General features: G+C 70.2%; 12 protein-coding genes. 8 read left to right on the forward strand and 4 right to left on the reverse strand.

Annotated elements, in window-relative coordinates; translation table 11 throughout:
- The first annotated feature begins 56 nt into the window (after positions 1-56).
- Positions 57-989, forward strand: coding sequence for an IS481 family transposase (locus ASF40_RS00005; protein ID WP_056364676.1), 933 nt, complete (start codon positions 57-59; stop codon positions 987-989).
- Positions 990-1362: 373 nt separating this feature from the next.
- Here ASF40_RS00005 and ASF40_RS00010 read toward each other — a convergent pair whose 3' ends face one another.
- Positions 1363-1920, reverse strand: a complete 558-nt coding sequence (locus ASF40_RS00010) for a dihydrofolate reductase family protein (RefSeq protein ID WP_056364678.1) — start codon at positions 1918-1920, stop codon at positions 1363-1365.
- Between the two features lie 290 nt (positions 1921-2210).
- Here ASF40_RS00010 and ASF40_RS00015 point away from each other — a divergent pair, with 290 nt between their 5' ends.
- The 4 genes from ASF40_RS00015 to ASF40_RS00030 all read left to right on the forward strand — a co-directional run bounded on the left by ASF40_RS00015 (position 2211) and on the right by ASF40_RS00030 (position 8913).
- Positions 2211-4175 (forward strand): acid phosphatase, encoded by a 1965-nt coding sequence (locus tag ASF40_RS00015; RefSeq protein ID WP_056364680.1) that lies wholly within the window; start codon positions 2211-2213, stop codon positions 4173-4175.
- A gap of 186 nt (positions 4176-4361) precedes the next feature.
- Positions 4362-4838: a DUF2975 domain-containing protein gene (locus tag ASF40_RS00020; RefSeq protein ID WP_056364683.1), complete on the forward strand. Its 477-nt coding sequence runs from the start codon at positions 4362-4364 to the stop codon at positions 4836-4838.
- Positions 4838-5083 (forward strand): helix-turn-helix domain-containing protein, encoded by a 246-nt coding sequence (locus ASF40_RS00025; protein ID WP_056366551.1) that lies wholly within the window; start codon positions 4838-4840, stop codon positions 5081-5083. Before ASF40_RS00020 ends, ASF40_RS00025 begins: the two co-directional genes overlap by 1 nt.
- Positions 5080-8913, forward strand: a complete 3834-nt coding sequence (locus ASF40_RS00030; protein WP_056364686.1) for an SCO7613 C-terminal domain-containing membrane protein — start codon at positions 5080-5082, stop codon at positions 8911-8913. Before ASF40_RS00025 ends, ASF40_RS00030 begins: the two co-directional genes overlap by 4 nt.
- A 9-nt stretch (positions 8914-8922) precedes the next feature.
- Here ASF40_RS00030 and ASF40_RS00035 read toward each other — a convergent pair whose 3' ends face one another.
- Together ASF40_RS00035 and ASF40_RS00040 are read right to left on the reverse strand one after the other, a co-directional pair.
- Entirely contained in the window at positions 8923-9438 is a 516-nt protein-coding gene (locus ASF40_RS00035; protein WP_056364688.1) for a glycine cleavage system protein R, read from the reverse strand.
- Positions 9439-9471: 33 nt separating this feature from the next.
- A complete protein-coding gene (locus ASF40_RS00040) occupies positions 9472-10128 on the reverse strand; it encodes a DUF305 domain-containing protein (RefSeq protein ID WP_157549292.1) in 657 nt (218 codons plus the stop codon).
- Between the two features lie 181 nt (positions 10129-10309).
- Between ASF40_RS00040 and ASF40_RS00045 the strand changes: the two genes are divergently transcribed.
- Positions 10310-12109, forward strand: a complete 1800-nt coding sequence (locus tag ASF40_RS00045; RefSeq protein ID WP_056364694.1) for an LVIVD repeat-containing protein — start codon at positions 10310-10312, stop codon at positions 12107-12109.
- 93 nt (positions 12110-12202) lie between these two features.
- Here the strand turns inward: ASF40_RS00045 and ASF40_RS00050 are convergent, their stop codons facing one another.
- Positions 12203-12568, reverse strand: a complete 366-nt coding sequence (locus ASF40_RS00050) for a hypothetical protein (RefSeq protein WP_056364696.1) — start codon at positions 12566-12568, stop codon at positions 12203-12205.
- Positions 12569-12716: 148 nt separating this feature from the next.
- Between ASF40_RS00050 and ASF40_RS00055 the strand changes: the two genes are divergently transcribed.
- Together ASF40_RS00055 and ASF40_RS00060 are read left to right on the forward strand one after the other, a co-directional pair.
- Entirely contained in the window at positions 12717-13880 is a 1164-nt protein-coding gene (locus ASF40_RS00055) for a polysaccharide deacetylase family protein (protein WP_056364702.1), read from the forward strand.
- A gap of 252 nt (positions 13881-14132) precedes the next feature.
- Positions 14133-15698, forward strand: coding sequence for a sugar transferase (locus tag ASF40_RS00060; protein ID WP_235560067.1), 1566 nt, complete (start codon positions 14133-14135; stop codon positions 15696-15698).
- The last annotated feature ends 29 nt before the right edge of the window (positions 15699-15727 follow it).

Raw genomic sequence — 15727 nt, forward strand, 5'->3', positions numbered from 1 at the left:
TCTAAAACTGACGGAGGTTGTTGACAGTTGGGTCTTCCGATTGGGAGGAAGATTCCATGTCAGATCGAGAGCTCGAGCGGCGGGCGAATCACAAGCTCGCGGTGCTCAGGCACGTCGAGGAAGTCAGCTTCAACGTGGCCGCGACGTGCCGCTACTACGGGATCAGCCGGCAGGCGTACTACGGCTGGAAGCGACGATACGAGGCGGAGGGGTTTGCGGGACTGAAGGACCGCTCCAGCGCCCCGCACCACCAGCCCACGAAGACGGATCGCGACGTGGTCGAGAAGATCCTCTGGTTGCGGCAGCAGTACCACTTCGGGCCGCAGAAGATCTCGATGTACCTGGCGAGGTATCACGACGTCACGATCAGCGAGTCCGGGGTGTGGCGGATCCTGCATAAGCTCGGCCTGGGTCGGTTGCCGACCTCGCAACGCTACAAGCGCACTCAGACCCGTTGGAAGCGGTACGAGAAGCAACGCCCCGGTCACGCGCTGCAGGTGGACGTGAAGTTCATCGAACCGTTGGGGCAGAAAGGCAAGAAGAAGCGGTGGTACCAGTACACCGCGATCGACGACTGCACCCGCATCCGAGTGCTCCGCGCCTACGAGCGCAACGACCAGAAGACCGCGATCCAGTTCATCGACCACGTCCTGGCGAAGCTGCCGTTCCAGATCGAACGGGTGCAGACCGATAACGGTGCGGAGTTCGGGCAAGCGTTCCACTGGCACCTGCTCGACAAGGGCATCGACCACGTCAAGATCCGACCCCGCACGCCACGCCTGAACGGCAAGGTGGAGAGGTCCCACCGCATCGACTCGGACGAGTTCTACAAGCTCCTCGAAGGCGAGGTCCTCGACGACACCAGACTGTTCGCCGAACGACTCCAACAATGGGAGGACCACTACAACTACGATCGGCCCCACGGCGCCCTCGGTGGCCAAACGCCCTACGAGCGCCTCAAACAGAAAGCAGCGACCCCTCTGTCATAGGGCTCCGTCAGTTGCACANTACGATCGGCCCCACGGCGCCCTCGGTGGCCAAACGCCCTACGAGCGCCTCAAACAGAAAGCAGCGACCCCTCTGTCATAGGGCTCCGTCAGTTGCACACGCCACCGTGGGCCTTTTGCCCACATTTCACCCACGAACGGCACAGATCCGGCCTGATCGAGGCAGATCCAGAACGCGCTGGATCCGCGTGATTCCGCGGGTTCTGGACCGAGACGGACTCACGCGGAACCCCCCTGCGTCGACTGAAAATCGAAAGGTCACCGGATCGATGCCGGTCGGAGCCACAAGGGCGAGCGTTACACTCGCCCCAGGAACCCCCGCGTAGCTTCTACATCGTGGGGGTTTCGTCTTCCTTCAGCGCCTGACGCGGTAGCCGAGGTACACGGACCCCTTCGCGAAGCGGCGCTCGCCTATGAGTTCCAGGTCGAGACGCAGCCCTTCGTCGAGGAAGCGGATGCCGCCCCCGACGACCGCGGGCGCGATCACGGTGTGCACCTCATCGAGGATGCCGGCGCGCGCCGCAACCGAGGCGAGCCGACCGCCGCCGATCGCGATCGGGGTGGCCGAGGCATCCTTCATCCGTCTCACCTCATCAGGGTCGAACGTGGTGCGCAGCTCGGTACGGCGGGTCGTCACGGCCTCGAGGGTCGCGGAATAGACGACCTTGTCGACGTCGCGCCACTGCAGCGCGAACGCGCGCTCGGCGGGCGAAAGGTCGTCGAGCGGGAAGTCCTCCCAGGCCTTCATGACCTCGTAGACGCGACGCCCGTAGAGGTGGGTGCGCGTGGGCGCCATCAGATCGTTGACGAACGAGTGCACCTCGGCGTCGGGCGTGGCCCAGTCCCAGCGGCCGTCGGGGCCGGCGATGTAGCCGTCGAGTGAGGCGGAGTTGAAGTAGATCAGGGAGCCCACGCCTCCGCACGCTACTCGCGCCGGGCGTCGAGCGGCACCGCGGTGGTGTCGTCGGAGCGATGCGGATCCTGCCTTTGTCAGGACTATTGCACATTCTTACAACTCTCAATAAGTTGGCTTCAGCGCACCTGCGCCGGGCGTTCGCGCACCGTGTCGAAGAGACGCGCACCGCGCCCGCGAAGGCGCAGGACGATGCAGCCGGCGTGTTCCCCTCCCCCCATGGCCGCTGCGTCGAGGCCTCGCTGCGGCGTGCCTGCGCGCCCCAGGGGGTGTCGAACGAAGGAGTTGACGTGACCATCACCGACCGCAGACCTCGCCTCAGCCGAGGAAGAACCACGACCGCCATCGGGTGCGTCGTACTGACATCCCTGATCCTCACGCCCGCCGCCGCGCAGGCGAACGGCAACCCCGGCGGTCCGGGGGCGCGGCCCGCGGGCTCCGGCGACTCCGAGGCCTTCACCCCCTCGACGGCGATCGAACCCCGCCCTGGGGCCTACGGGACGTTCGCACGCACGTACACGCAGAACACCGGGGCGAACGCGACGCCGGAGACCAACCCCGCGATCGGCGTGCTCACACCGATGCTCGACTACTTCTCGCCCGGCGCGACATGGAACGACGGAACGGTCCTCAACGCGCAGGTGCATGCGGAGAACATCGGCACCGCCGAGCGGATCACCCAGAATCGCACCGCCGCCGACAGCGCCCAGGCTTGGATCAACGATCGCCGCCACCAGAGCTACTCGGCGATCGCCGGGCTCGCGGGCGACGCCGAGTCGTTCATGGCGCTCACCAACGCCGGCACCACGATCACCGAGGTTCCCGCGGATGCACTCGAGGTCTCGTACAACGATGCCGGCAACGCGAACGGAGCGTGGGCCGACAGAACGTCGGCGCTGGGCTCGGCAGTGCGACTGGTCGACACGCTGCGGGGCTCGTCTGCGAGCGGGAACAACGCGAAGAACTATTACCAGTACATGCGCCCGTTCCGCTGGAGCGACGACGTCGAGGTCGTGCCCGAGCTCGTGGTGCGTCTCGTGCCCGAGGAGAACGCGGCGACCGACGGCGGCTTTCCGAGCGGTCACACGAATGCCGCGTTCCTCGCGGGGCTCGGGTTGGCGTCATCGGCACCCGAGCACTACGACGACCTCCTGATGACGTCGGCCGAGCTCGGCTACAGCCGGGTCGTGGCCGGGATGCACTCGCCGCTCGACGTCATCGGCGGGCGGATCCTCGCCACCGGCCTGGCAGGTGCCACGCTGGCCGATCCCGCGAACGCGGAGCTCATCGCGCAGGCGCGCACCGACGCGCGGTCGCTGCTCGCTCTCGCACCGGCTCTCGGCACCGACCGCGACGCGTACGTGGCTGAGCACACCCGCTACGTCGAGCTCACCTCCTTCGGCCTGTCGGCCGTGGGTGCCGCGGGCGAAGCGCCGCGGGTTCCCGAGGGCGCCGAGTCGCTGCTGCGCTCGCGCTTCCCCTACCTGAGCGGCGAGCAGCTGCGCTGGGTGCTGTATTCGACCGCGCTCGAATCGGGTCTGCCGCTCGTCGACGACGAGGAGGGCTGGGGGCGCATCGACCTCTACGCGGCAGCGCACGGATACGGCGCGTTCGACCGTGACGTCGAGGTGTCGATGGATGCCGCAGCGGGCGCTTTCTCGGCAGCCGACGTGTGGCTCAACGACATCGACGGTGCGGGCGGTCTGACGAAGACGGGCACCGGGACCCTCACGCTGGCCGGCGACAACTCGTTCGAGGGCGGCGTGCTCGTCTCAGGCGGCGACGTGGTCGCGAGCCTCCCCTCGTCGCTGGGCGCCGGCGCGGTCGAGCTGCGTTCCGGAAGCCTTGTCGATGCGGCCGCCGAGACCGTCCGCGTTCAATCGGACTACACGCAGCGCCGGTCCACGACGCTGCGGCTTACGCTGGAGGACGCATCGACGCCCGCTCTCAGCGTCGACGGCGCCGCCCGCTACGGCGGAGTCCTCGAGCTGGATGTCAGCGGCCTCGGCGATGCGGCGGCCGGCACCCGGGTGATCGAGCACGTGCGTTCACAGGGCACGTTCGCCGACCTCGTCGTGACCGGCGCACCCGAAGGCGCGGCGTACCGGCTCGACTACCGCAAGGACGGCGTGTACCTCGTCGCCCAGCGCTCGCAGGGCGCACATCCCGGCGGCGGGCACGGGATCGGACACGGGACCCCCGGAGTCCCGGCGGATCCCGGCAACCGCCCGCGCTCCGTTCGAGTCGCCATCTGACAACGGGCGCGCGCCGCGGACCGCGCCGGCCATGAACGACGGGCCCGGCCCCGCCTCTCCCATCGCGTCGAGGGGCGGGGCCGGGCCTCGTGTTCACCCCTTGCGGCTGGAGCGCCCTTGCGGTCCGGCGCTCATGGCATGTTGAATGTCGATAGGTACATACCGTTTATCGATAGGCAGGCTCGCATGCAGCGCACCACCATCGTCGTCCTGAAGGCCTTGATCGCAGCTCTCCTCCTCCTGCTGCTGTGCTGCCAGGTGTTCGTGGTCCCGGCAGTCGCCGCCCAGTCGGCGGTGCGCTACTCCGAGATCGCGTACTTCGAGATCCCGGGCACGATCGTCGGCATCCTCTTCCTCCTGTGCGTGCAGGTGGTGCTCGTCTGCGTGTGGCGGCTGCTGTCGCTCGTCCGCGAAGACAGCATCTTCAGCGAGAGCGCGTTCCCCGACGTCGACGTCAGTCTCGCGGCGGTCGCGTTCGCGACGTTCCTGGTGCTCGTCGCGCTCATCGCACTGAGCCTCACGGGATTCATGACGCCGTCGATCACGCTGCTCCTTCTGCTCGGCGTCGTGGTCGGCGCCGGCCTGTCGCTCTTGATCGTGGTGCTGCGGGGGCTGCTGCGGAAAGCCTCGCGGCTCGAGCACGACCTCTCGGAGGTGGTGTGATGCCGATCATCATCAACCTCGACGTGCAGCTCGCGAAGAAGAAGATGTCGGTCACCGACTTCGCCGCCGCGATCGACATCACGCCCGCGAACGTCTCGGTGCTGAAGAACGGGCGCGCGAAGGCGGTGCGCTTCACGACGCTCGACGCGATCTGCCGGGTGCTCGAGTGTCAGCCCGGCGACATCCTCGAGTGGGTGCCCGACGACCACCCGGCGGCGATCGCCGCGGCGGAGGGCGAGGCATGACCGCAGCGACGGCGAGTGGCAGGACGGCGCCGGCGTGGAGCTCGACGGCGATCGCGGAGCTCCTCGACGTCGTGCGCTGTCCGGTATGCGGCTCGGGCATCGTCGCCGAGCGGCGGTGCCCGGCCTGCGGCGCGGACTTCCGCGGCGCGATCGGCCGCGATCTGTGGGAGGCGTCCCAGGACGCCGTCGATGCGCTCACGGCACGACAGCTCGTGCTCGAGCGCGTGCCGATCGTCCCGGCGGAGGCACCGAGCGCCGCCGTCGCCGCGGAGCCAGTCGTCGCCCACCACCCTCCGGCTCCGTCGGCGACGCCCTCTCCGGCGGCAGGGCCTTCCGCGACTGTGCAGTCCGTGCTGGCCGTCGCCGGCGCCGGACTCGTGGCCGTCGCGGCCGTCGTGTTCACGTTCTTCAACCCCGACCTCGCCGACCCGCTGCCGCGCGCGGCGATCGTCGGAGCCATCGCCGCGGCGTTCCTGGGCGGATCGGCCGTCCTCGCGCGCCGCGGACTGCGCTTCTCCGCCGAGGCGATCGGCGCCCTCGGCGTGGTGTTCCTGGCCCTCACCATCGCGACGACGCTCGCGCTGCTTCCGTCCGGGCTGGACGGATGGGTCTTCACCGCTCTGACGACGCTGGTCGCCGGCGGTGCCCTCGCCGGGCTCGGCCCGCGAGCCGGCATCCGCGCGTGGCTCTGGAGCGGCCTCGTGGCCCTGGCGTTCGTCCCACTGATGCTCGGCCTCGCGACCCCCTCGGCACTCTCGGCGACGGCCGGCTGCCTGGCCTCGGCAGCCGCGGCGAGCGCGCTGGTCGCCTTCGCGTCCCGCGGGTCGGGCGGCTTCGGGCGCCCGCTGACCGCGGAGACCGTGACCCTCACCGTCGTCCAGTTCGGCTTCGTGGCCGCCGCGCTCGCGACGGTATGGGGAACGGATGCCTCCACCCGCGTCTCGCCCGCGTACCTCGCGAGCGCGGCCCTGGTCGCGATCGCCGCCCTCGCCGCAGTATCCGCCCGGCACCTCGCAGGAGCGCTGTGGAGCGCGGTCGCCGGTGCGGCGATCGTGGGTGCCGCGGCGGTGCTGTCCCTCACCGCGGCGGGTCTCGGCAACTGGCTCGTGGCGTTCCCCGTCGCCGCCGGCCTCGGGCTCGTCGTCGCGGGTGCGCTCAGCCCCCTGCATCGCGTGGTCGCGCGCGGTGCGTTCTTCGCCGGAGCCGTCGCGGTCGTCGCGGCCGTCGCCGTGATCCCGACGCTGACCGCCTTCCTGACGCTGGGGGGCGTGATCGCCGGCCCGAGCACCGTGCTGCCGTCGGCGACCGGGCTCGCACTCACGGCGGGCCTGGCTGCGCTGGCCCTGTCGCTCGCGTCGTTCGCGGCGATCACGACCCCGCACGGCGTCGCACTCGCCGGTGCGGTCGGGGACGAGGCATCCGTCCCCCTTGCCCACGGGTTCGGGGCGGACGCCGTGCCTTCGGGGCGCGCGCCGCACGCCCCGAGCGCACCCGAAGCGCCCCGAATCCCCGTCCCCGACACCGAACCGCTCGAGTCGTGGCGGCCGCCGGCCATCGGGACCCGGTGGCTCGGATTCCTCGGGGCGTGGTACGCGGTGCTCGCGTTCCTCACGGTGCTCGCGCTGCCGGATCTCGAGGTGTGGGCGCGCGTCGCGATCGGGCTCGTCGCGGCGGTCGTGGCCGGCGGCGTCTCGACGACACGGCTGCGGGATGCCTCGGCCGCGGTCCGCATGCCGCTCGTGGTGGGTGCGCACGCGGCCGTCGCCTTCGCCGCGGTGCTGTCGTGGCGCGATGACGACCTCACGGTGTGGGCGGGCGCCGCCGTCGTCGCGGCCCTCGGCGTGCTCGCGCTCACGGTGCCGCGCGCGGCGCGCTTCGTGCACGTGGGGGTCGGATTCGCCTACGCGCTGGTGGTGCTCGCGACGGCGCTCGCCCGTGCGGGCGCCGACCCGATCGTGGTGGTCTGTCTCACCACCTGCGCGGCAGGCGTCGTCGCCATCGCGGTCACGTTCGCCCGCCGAGTCCCGTCGCGCGAGTGGTACGCCGTGCTCGTCGTGACGGCCGTGCCCTTCGCCATCGGCGTGCTGCAGGTCGTGTTCGAGCGCAGCGGCTGGACCGCCTTGTCGACCGCGGTGATCTTCTGCCTCGCCCTGACGCTCGTCACGACGACACGACCGGGGCTCGGCATCGTCGTGCGCACGCTCGCCGCGGCGACCCTGGTGCCCGCCGTCGCGGTGGTCGCGGTGTGCCTCGGCGCGCAGCTGCTGCCCATGAGCGGCTCGCCGATCGTGCTCCCCGTCATCGCGGCGATCGTCGCCGGCGTGCTGGCGTCGGCGGACCTCCTCGCCGGCGCGCTCTCGCGACGCCTGCCGGCGGCACCCGTGCGGGCTGCAGGGCTCGCGGTCGAGGCATCCGCTCTCCTCACGGCGGTGATCGCCGTCGGACTCTCTCTCGTTCGCACGTCGGCGGGGCTGCCGACCACGCTGCTCGTGCTCGTGATCCTGGGCATCGGGTTCGTCGCGACCGCCCTCTTCTCGCCGCGCCGCTACGCGTGGCCGCTCGCCGGCACGGCGTTCACGGGTGCTCTGTGGAGCGCGTGGGGCATCGTCGGCGTCACGGGCCTCGAGCCGTACCTGCTGCCCCCCGCCCTCGGCGTCGCGATCGTCGCTGCCTGGCTGACCGCGCGCGGGCGTCCGGCCGTCGGCCTGTACTCCGTGGGCCTGGCCGTTGCAGTGGTCCCCGTGCTGATCGCGCTCGCGCTGGACGGCACGGATGCGGCGATGCCCGCCCTCGCGATCGACGCCGGCTTCCCGGCCCGGGCGTACGCGCTCGTGGGCGCGGCCTGGGCGCTGGTGGCAGCATCCGTCATCGTGTCCCGTGCGTCCGCACCACGTGTGCGCCGCTTGCGGCTGCTCAGCGCGCCGACGCTCGCCGTCGCGATCACGGCGGCCGCGGCCGCCGCAGTGCAGGGGGTGCGGTGGGGTACGGGGCTCGACGCCGCGCCCACGGATCCGCTCATCGTCGCGGCGCTCGCGTTCGGGCTCGTCGGCGCCGGCGCAGCGGCGAGCGCCGCCCGATTGCTGCACGTCGGGGCGACACCGGGCACGCTGCTCTCGCGGACGCGCTCGCTCGGCGCCCCCGCCGTGCTGATCGTCGGGGTCGCGGCGTGGCCGGCGATCGAGCGGGACTGGTCCGTCATCTGGACGATGTGGGCGCTGCTGCTGGCGCTGCTCGCGCTCATGGTGGCCGTCGCCGCGCGCGGCCTGCGGGCGCCGACCGCGCTGCCACCGGTGTGGTTCCTGTTCGCGGTGTCGTTCGCGACGGCGGTGGTCGCGTGGAGTCCTCGCGACCTGCGCGTCGAGTGGTTCTCGCTGCCGCTCGGGCTCTTCCTCCTCGCGGCCGGGGCGCTCGCGCTGCGCCGGCCCGCACCGTTCGCGCCCACGAGGTCGTTCGAGGCGTGGCCCGCCGGCTGGACCGGGTCGTGGCCGCTGCTCGCACCCGGGCTCGTGACGATGCTGAGCGCGTCGGTCGCGGCGACCTACACCGACCCGCGCACGTGGCGCGCGATCCTCGTGATGGCGATCGCCCTGGTCGCGATCCTGGTGGGAGCCACCCGGCGCCTCGCCGCGCCGTTCCTCATCGGGATCGTCGTGCTGCCTGTCGAGAACGTGCTGGCGTTCATGGTGCAGATCGGCCGCGGCATCGAGGCGATGCCGTGGTGGATCACACTGTCGGTGGTGGGAGCGGTGCTGCTCATCATCGCCGTCGGCTACGAACGGCGAGCCGGCGACGGCACCGGGCTCGCGGCACGGCTCCGCGACCTCGCCTGACCGCGCGGCTCAGGACTCGAAGGTGACGTCGACCTGTATCTCGGTCGCGAGCCGCTCGAGCTCCTGGGTGAGGGCGGCGAGATCGACGGATGCCGGGATCCGGGCGGTCACGGTCGCCTCGAACAGCCGACCGCCGTACATCGCCGCCTCCCGCGTCTCGGTGGTCATGCGGTCGATGCTGATGTCGTGGGAGCGCAGGACCGTCGTCATCTCCCTGACGATGCCCGGATGGTCGTTGCCGATCACCTGGAGGGTCAGCGGACGCATGGCGGCAGCCTCCGGGGAGGGCTCGGAGCCGGTGCTGACCGTGACGGAGAGCAGCCCGTCGAGCACCGACAGCGACTCACGGAGCTCGTCCGCGCGCGCCGGGACGACCGAGACCTCCACGACGCCGGCGAACACCCCCGACAGCTCGGCGAGCTGGCTGTTCTCCCAGTTGCCGCCGTGGCGGTCGACCACATCGGCGACGGCCGCGACGAGACCGGCTCGATCGCCTCCGACAAGCGTGAGCACGAGGATCGTCATGGCTCACAGCGTACCCACCGGGCGTCGGCGGATTCAGTCGGATCGCTCGGCGAGCATCGAGGTCATGCGCGAGATCTCGATGCGCTGGTCGGAGTCGAAGTGGTTGGCGAGCTGCGCGAGCTCCGCCTCCGCACCGTCGGCGCTGCCGAAGAGCTCCGTGATCATCACGAGGGCACCCTGGTGGTGCTGGATCATCGACTGCAGGAACAGCGTGTCGAAGCCCTCCCCCTCGGCGGCCTCGAGCGCTTCCATCTGCTCGGGAGTCAGCATCCCGGGCATGAGCGTGTGCTCGTCGTGCGCAGCATCCGGATCCCTCACCGGCTCGCCGCGGTTCTGAAGCCACGTCTCGAGCTGGACCATCTCGTCTTCCTGGCTGACCCGCATGCGCTCCGCGAGGAGACGGATGTCGCGGTCAGAGGTGCGGTCCTCGACGTAACCCGTCATCTCCAGCGCCTGTGCGTGGTGGTGCAGCATGTCGCGGACGAAGACCACGTCGGTCTGGGTGTGCGCCTCCGGCGTCATCTCGAGCTGCTCGCCCGGCGCGAGCGTTCGGCCCTCCTCACCGGGAGCGCCCAGCTGCACGACGGGGGCGGTCGAGGTCGGGCGAGGTTCGGGCGGCGTCGCGGTGCATCCGGTGAGCGCGAGCGCGATGGCGAGCACAACGCTCATCCGAGCGACGACTGGGGTCACAGAACGCTCCTCCGACACCGATGGCGGGGCCCGAAGTGCCCGAATCGATCCTAGCCAGGAGACACAGAAGACCGATAGATTCCGAGCATCGGCCTCCCCCAGGGCCTGGTTCGCGCACGCTGTCGTGCACGAGCTCCTGCCGGAGGCATCAGTATCCAGCGCAGTGAGAGGGGCACGTCCGATGAAGAACTCCCGATCCGCGCGATGGCGCAGACGCACGCTCGCCGCAGCAGGAGCCCTCCTGCTCGGCGCGTCGGTGCTGACGGCCACCGCCGCCTCCGCCGAGAGCGACCCCCGCGAGGGTGCGCCCGCCGGCTACCTCGACGTCCCGGAGATCACGAGCAACATCGAGCTGCTCGCGACGCTTCCGCGCGTCGCGCCGTTCGACGCTCCTCCGGGCAACTTCGGCTTCGTGAACTCCGACCTCGCCTTCACCGGCGACAACGCCATCGTCGGCAACTTCAACGGCTTCCAGGTCTACGACGTCTCGGATCCCGCGGCCCCCACACTGCGCGGTTCGTTCGTGTGCCCCGGCGGTCAGGGCGACGTGTCGGTCTACGGGAACCTCTTGTTCATGTCGGTCGAAGAGACGCGCGGCCGCATCGATTGCGGCGCGCAGGGCGCCACCGGAAGCGTGAACCTCGAGCGGTTCCGCGGCGTGCGCATCTTCGACATCAGCGACATCGACCACCCGGTGCAGCTGCCCGGTGTGCAGACATGCCGCGGATCGCACACGCACACCCTGGTCACCGACCCCGACGACCCGGCGAACATCTACATCTACAACTCGGGGACGTCGGGCGTCCGCCCGGCCGCCGAGCTCGCCGGGTGCGAGAACGCCGCGCTCACGCAGAGCCCGGTGACCACCGGCAACCCGACGCAGTGGCGCATCGACGTCATCAAGGTGCCGCTCGCGGAGCCCGGCAAAGCGTCGGTCGTGAGCCAGCCGCGCATCTTCACCGACGTCGCGACGGGTGCCTACAACGGATTGCAGAACACGCTCCCGGGCGCTCAGCATCCGTCCGGCACGAACTACTCGCCGCTGCCGAACACGAACACCTGCCACGACATCACGGCGTACCCCGAGATCGGCCTGGCCGCCGGCGCCTGCCAGGGCAACGGCATCCTGCTCGACATCAAGGACCCGGCGAACCCGGTGCGACTGGACGCGGTCTCCGACCCGAACTTCTCGTACTGGCACTCGGCCACGTTCAACAACGACGGCACGAAGGTGATCTTCACCGACGAGTGGGGCGGCGGCACGTCGGCCCGCTGCCGCGCAACGGACAAGCCCGAGTGGGGTGCTGACGCCCTGTTCGACATCGTCGGCGGCAAGCTGCAGTTCGCGAGCTACTACAAGCTGCCCGCGGTGCAGACGGCGCAGGAGAACTGCGTCGCTCACAACGGATCGATCGTGCCGGTGCCCGGTCGTGACGTCATGGTGCAGGCCTGGTACCAGGGCGGGCTGTCGGTGATCGACTTCACCGACACGAAGAACCCGAAGGAGATCGCGTATCTCGACCGGGGCCCGATCAACACGCCCAACCCGACCGGCCTCAACCTCGGCGGGTACTGGTCGACGTACTGGTACAACGGCAACGTCCTCGGCAGTGAGATCGCGCGCGGCTTCGAGACCCTCGGGCTCACGCCGAGCCCGTGGATGTCGGCCAACGAGATCGAGGCCGCCGGAGAGATCCAGCAGGCCGAGTTCAACGCCCAGCTGCAGACGAAGCTCGAACACGCGCCGAGCTTCGCGGTGGTCGGGGCGTACGTCGATCAGGCGGAGCGCGCCGGGTCGCTGACGCCGAAGGCGATCGAGCAGGTGCGCAAGCACCTGGCGGAGGCCGAGGTGCTCTCGGGCGACGGCAGCGCGAACCGCGCCGTCGCCGCACAGCTCGACAACGCCGCTCGCAAGTCGGGCGCCGCGCCCGGCTCCGACGTGGCCGAGTCGATCGCGGCACTCAGGGCGCTGTACAGCTGACACGACGAAGATCACGGCGCCGGTGCCCGACGGTCTTCGGACCGTCGGGCACCGGTCGTTGCGCGTGTGGTCGGCGGACGGGTCTGCGACGTCTCAGCGCGGGACGAGCTCGGAGGTGACCGGGAAGGACAGGACGAAGCGCTCGGGATCGGCGCCGACGGCGGATGCCGCGCCATACTCGTCCGCGACCACCGTGACGCCGCGGGCGCTCGCCTCGGCGATCCGCACCGGTCGCTCGGTGCCGTCCGCGAGGCGAAGGGTCCACCGGTCGGCGAGGTAGCCGATGCCGAGCTCTTCGAGCAGCTCCTCGGCGGCGAGCCACTCGAGGTCCGCGACGCCGTCGGGCGTGCGGTCACGGCCGAGCAGGTCGAAGACGCGGAAACCGCCGCCCGAGGCGAGCATCCAGCCCAGGATCTCGCCGTCGGCGCGACGGTGCTCGATCCAGTCCGCAGGCAGCATGGGAAACGAGCGTAGCGACACCGACGCCGCAAGGCGACGCGGATCATCCACAACCCGCGCCGCGGTCGGGCAGGCGGACGCGGCATCCGGGTAGCATCCCCTTCAGAGATCGCACGTGGGGATGCGCGGTCCCGACGCGGGGAGTCTCATGGCCACCTTCGGCACACCTCCCGCCCGACGGCCGTCGGCGCGGGTGCGTCGCCGGCGCCTGTTCGCGGGCATCGCGGGCGCTGTCGTGCTGCTCGCCGCCATCGGCGGCACAGCCGCGGCGATCGGCTTCGCACGCGCAGGCGCCGACGATCAGGAGACGGATGCTGCGCCCACCGCGACCGCGTCGGCGACACCCACGCCGACCCCGACGCCGCTGACGCCCGAAGAGCAGCTGCTCGCGTCCACCACCGACCCTGCGGCATGCGCGGTGAGCTTCACAGGTGACGGCATCGCCGACGCGCCCATGCTGCAGACGCAGGGCGCGCTGTACGCAGGCTTGCCGATCCCTACGCGCGACGGGCTCGTGTTCGCCGGCTGGTACGCGACGCCGGCGGACGCCGCAGCCTTCGCGGTTCCCGCACGCGTGAACGGCTCTGAACCCGTCGTCTGCACGGACCAGCGTGTCACGCTGTACGGCGCGTGGATGAGCCCCGAGCAGAACGCGGCCGAGGACGCCCGCATCCCGATCCTCATGTATCACCAGTTCACCGCGAATCCCGGCGGCGAAAGCGGCTGGCTGCGCGGCAACTACGCCTACATCGGGGACTTCGACGCACACATGAACCACATCGCGACGACGGGCTTCTACCTGCCCACGTGGGATGAGCTGTCGGCCTTCATCGACGGGCGCCTCTTCTTGCCGAACCACTCGGTGATCGTCACCGACGACGACGCCGACCAGACCTGGTTCGACCTCGCAGCGCCGGTGGTCGACAAGTACAAGGTGCTCACCACGTCGTTCATGATCACCGCATACCGGCAGGACCCGCCCCCGAACGCCTACGTGCTGCGACGGTCGCACACGCACGACATGCATCGCGCGGGCGCGAACGGCGACGGGCTCATCACGAACCTCTCGGTGCCCGAGATCGTGGCCGACATGGAGGCGTCGTACGGCGTACTCGGGGTCAAAGAGATCATGGCCTACCCGTTCGGGCACCACAACGACACCGCGAAAGAGGGCCTGCGCCAGGCGGGCTGGGAGATGGCCCGCACCATAGAGCCCGGCTACGTCACGATCGGCACCGACAAGCTCGCCCTGCCGACAGTGCGCATCAATTACGGCATGGGGCTGGACGCGTTGGTCAACTTGATCGGCTGAGAACTTAAGGCGGGCCTCGGCCCAATACCGGTTCCCCTTAAGGGCTGTCAAGTTTTCGCAGGAAAAGTCTTCCGGTCCTGGCTCGGCGGGCGTACAGTGACATCGCGCAAGAGATCTGGGGATCCCTTCGACCCGACAACCCGGCCGGGTCTGCGCACTGGGGAATGGTCAGCCGACGACGGCACCCGACGACGACGTCGCGCCGACCAGTGAGAAGTTGATGTCTGCTGAGGACGCGTCATCGTGCGCGCGGTGGACCGCGGTCTGAACCCGGCCGCGATCGACGCGGCGCCCGCGGGCGCCGGCGGAGTGACCCGAACACTCCGCCGACGCCCGATCCTCTCGCGCCCGCTCTTCGAGACCCTTCCCGCTGCAGTAGCCCCAAGGGTCCAGCCGTCGCTGGAGCGCCGCCATCTCTGGGAGCGGCGATTCCGGCGGCGGCTGGACTTCACCGACACGGTCAGTGTCACTGTCGCCGTCGCGGCGGCGACCGTGGTCGAGGCTGGACCCGGTGCCGACCTCGCGGATCTTGCGGGGCCCGCGCGCATCGGCGCGTTCGTCATCGCTGCGTGGATGGTCCTGCTGTGGCTCGCGCGAACGCGGGAACCCTCGGTGCTCGGAGCCGGCTCCGCCGAGTACAAGCGCATCGGTCACGCGACGGGCCTCGCCTTCGGCGTCCTGTCGACCGTCTTCATCCTCGCTCAGCTGCCCGGACTGCGCGCGCAGGTGATCGTCGCCCTGCCGTTCGGGCTGGTCACGTTGGTGTTCAGCCGCTGGATGTGGCGCAAGTGGCTCATCCACGAGCGCGAGCGGGGCGAGTGCGTCTCGCGCGTCATCGTGGCGGGATCCCGGGACGATGTCGAGTACGTCATCGAGAAACTCGTCAACGACCCCCACCACGCGTATCACGTCATCGGCGCGACGACCACCGAGTCGCTGACCGAGCCCATCGACATCGACGGCCGGCAGTACCCCGTCATCGGATCGATCCGCTCGACCGCGGCCTTCGGCCGCACCTCCGGCGCCGACGCGATCGTCGTCGCGAGCACGCCCGACGACGACCGCGACTTCGTGCGGCGCCTCGGCTGGGAGCTGGAGGGGACGGCGGCCGAGCTCGTGCTGTGCAACCGGCTCACCGACGTCGCCGGGCCGCGACTCTCGTTGCGACCCCTGGACGGCCTGCCGCTCGTGCAGGTGAAGATCCCGGAGTTCGAAGGCGGAATCCACGCGATCAAGCGCGGGATGGACGTCGTGCTGTCAATGCTCGCGCTCGTGCCCATCCTGCTCGTCACCCCGCTCATCGCCGTTGCGATCAAGCTCGATTCCCCAGGCCCCGTGCTCTTCCACCAACTCCGGGTGGGACGCGATGGCCGTCAGTTCTGGATGGTGAAGTTCCGCACGATGGGCGTCGACGCCGAAAGACGGCGCGATGCGCTCCACGCCCAGAACCAGGGGGCAGGCCCGCTGTTCAAGCTGAAGCGAGACCCGCGGGTGACGCGCGTAGGAGCCGTGCTCCGGAAGTTCTCGATCGACGAGCTGCCGCAATTCGTGAACGTGCTGCGCGGCGACATGAGCATCGTCGGGCCGCGGCCGCCCCTTCCGGCGGAGGTGACGAGGTACGACGGCACGGTCTACCGGCGCCTGTACATCAAGCCCGGCATCACCGGGCTCTGGCAGATCAGCGGTCGCAGCGACCTGTCATGGGAGGAGAGCGTGCGACTGGACCTTCGCTACGTGGAGAACTGGTCGATCGCGACGGACGTCATGATCATGTGGCGCACGGCCCGGGTCATGATCGCACCGAAGGGGGCGTACTGATGCCCCCGCAGCAGACCAGGCCGGCGACA

Origin of the sequence: Microbacterium sp. Leaf288 (genome assembly GCF_001422925.1) — a bacterium.
Classification (GTDB): domain Bacteria; phylum Actinomycetota; class Actinomycetes; order Actinomycetales; family Microbacteriaceae; genus Microbacterium.

Bases quoted from the DNA above. Each gene is read 5' to 3' on its own strand.
- ASF40_RS00030 (WP_056364686.1), top strand. From the start codon at position 5,080: ATGACCGCAGCGACGGCGAGTGGCAGGACGGCGCCGGCGTGGAGCTCG.
- ASF40_RS00055 (WP_056364702.1), top strand. From the start codon at position 12,717: ATGGCCACCTTCGGCACACCTCCCGCCCGACGGCCGTCGGCGCGGGTG.
- ASF40_RS00050 (WP_056364696.1), bottom strand. From the start codon at position 12,568: ATGCTGCCTGCGGACTGGATCGAGCACCGTCGCGCCGACGGCGAGATC.
- ASF40_RS00045 (WP_056364694.1), top strand. From the start codon at position 10,310: ATGAAGAACTCCCGATCCGCGCGATGGCGCAGACGCACGCTCGCCGCA.
- ASF40_RS00005 (WP_056364676.1), top strand. From the start codon at position 57: ATGTCAGATCGAGAGCTCGAGCGGCGGGCGAATCACAAGCTCGCGGTG.
- ASF40_RS00020 (WP_056364683.1), top strand. From the start codon at position 4,362: ATGCAGCGCACCACCATCGTCGTCCTGAAGGCCTTGATCGCAGCTCTC.
- ASF40_RS00035 (WP_056364688.1), bottom strand. From the start codon at position 9,438: ATGACGATCCTCGTGCTCACGCTTGTCGGAGGCGATCGAGCCGGTCTC.
- ASF40_RS00025 (WP_056366551.1), top strand. From the start codon at position 4,838: ATGCCGATCATCATCAACCTCGACGTGCAGCTCGCGAAGAAGAAGATG.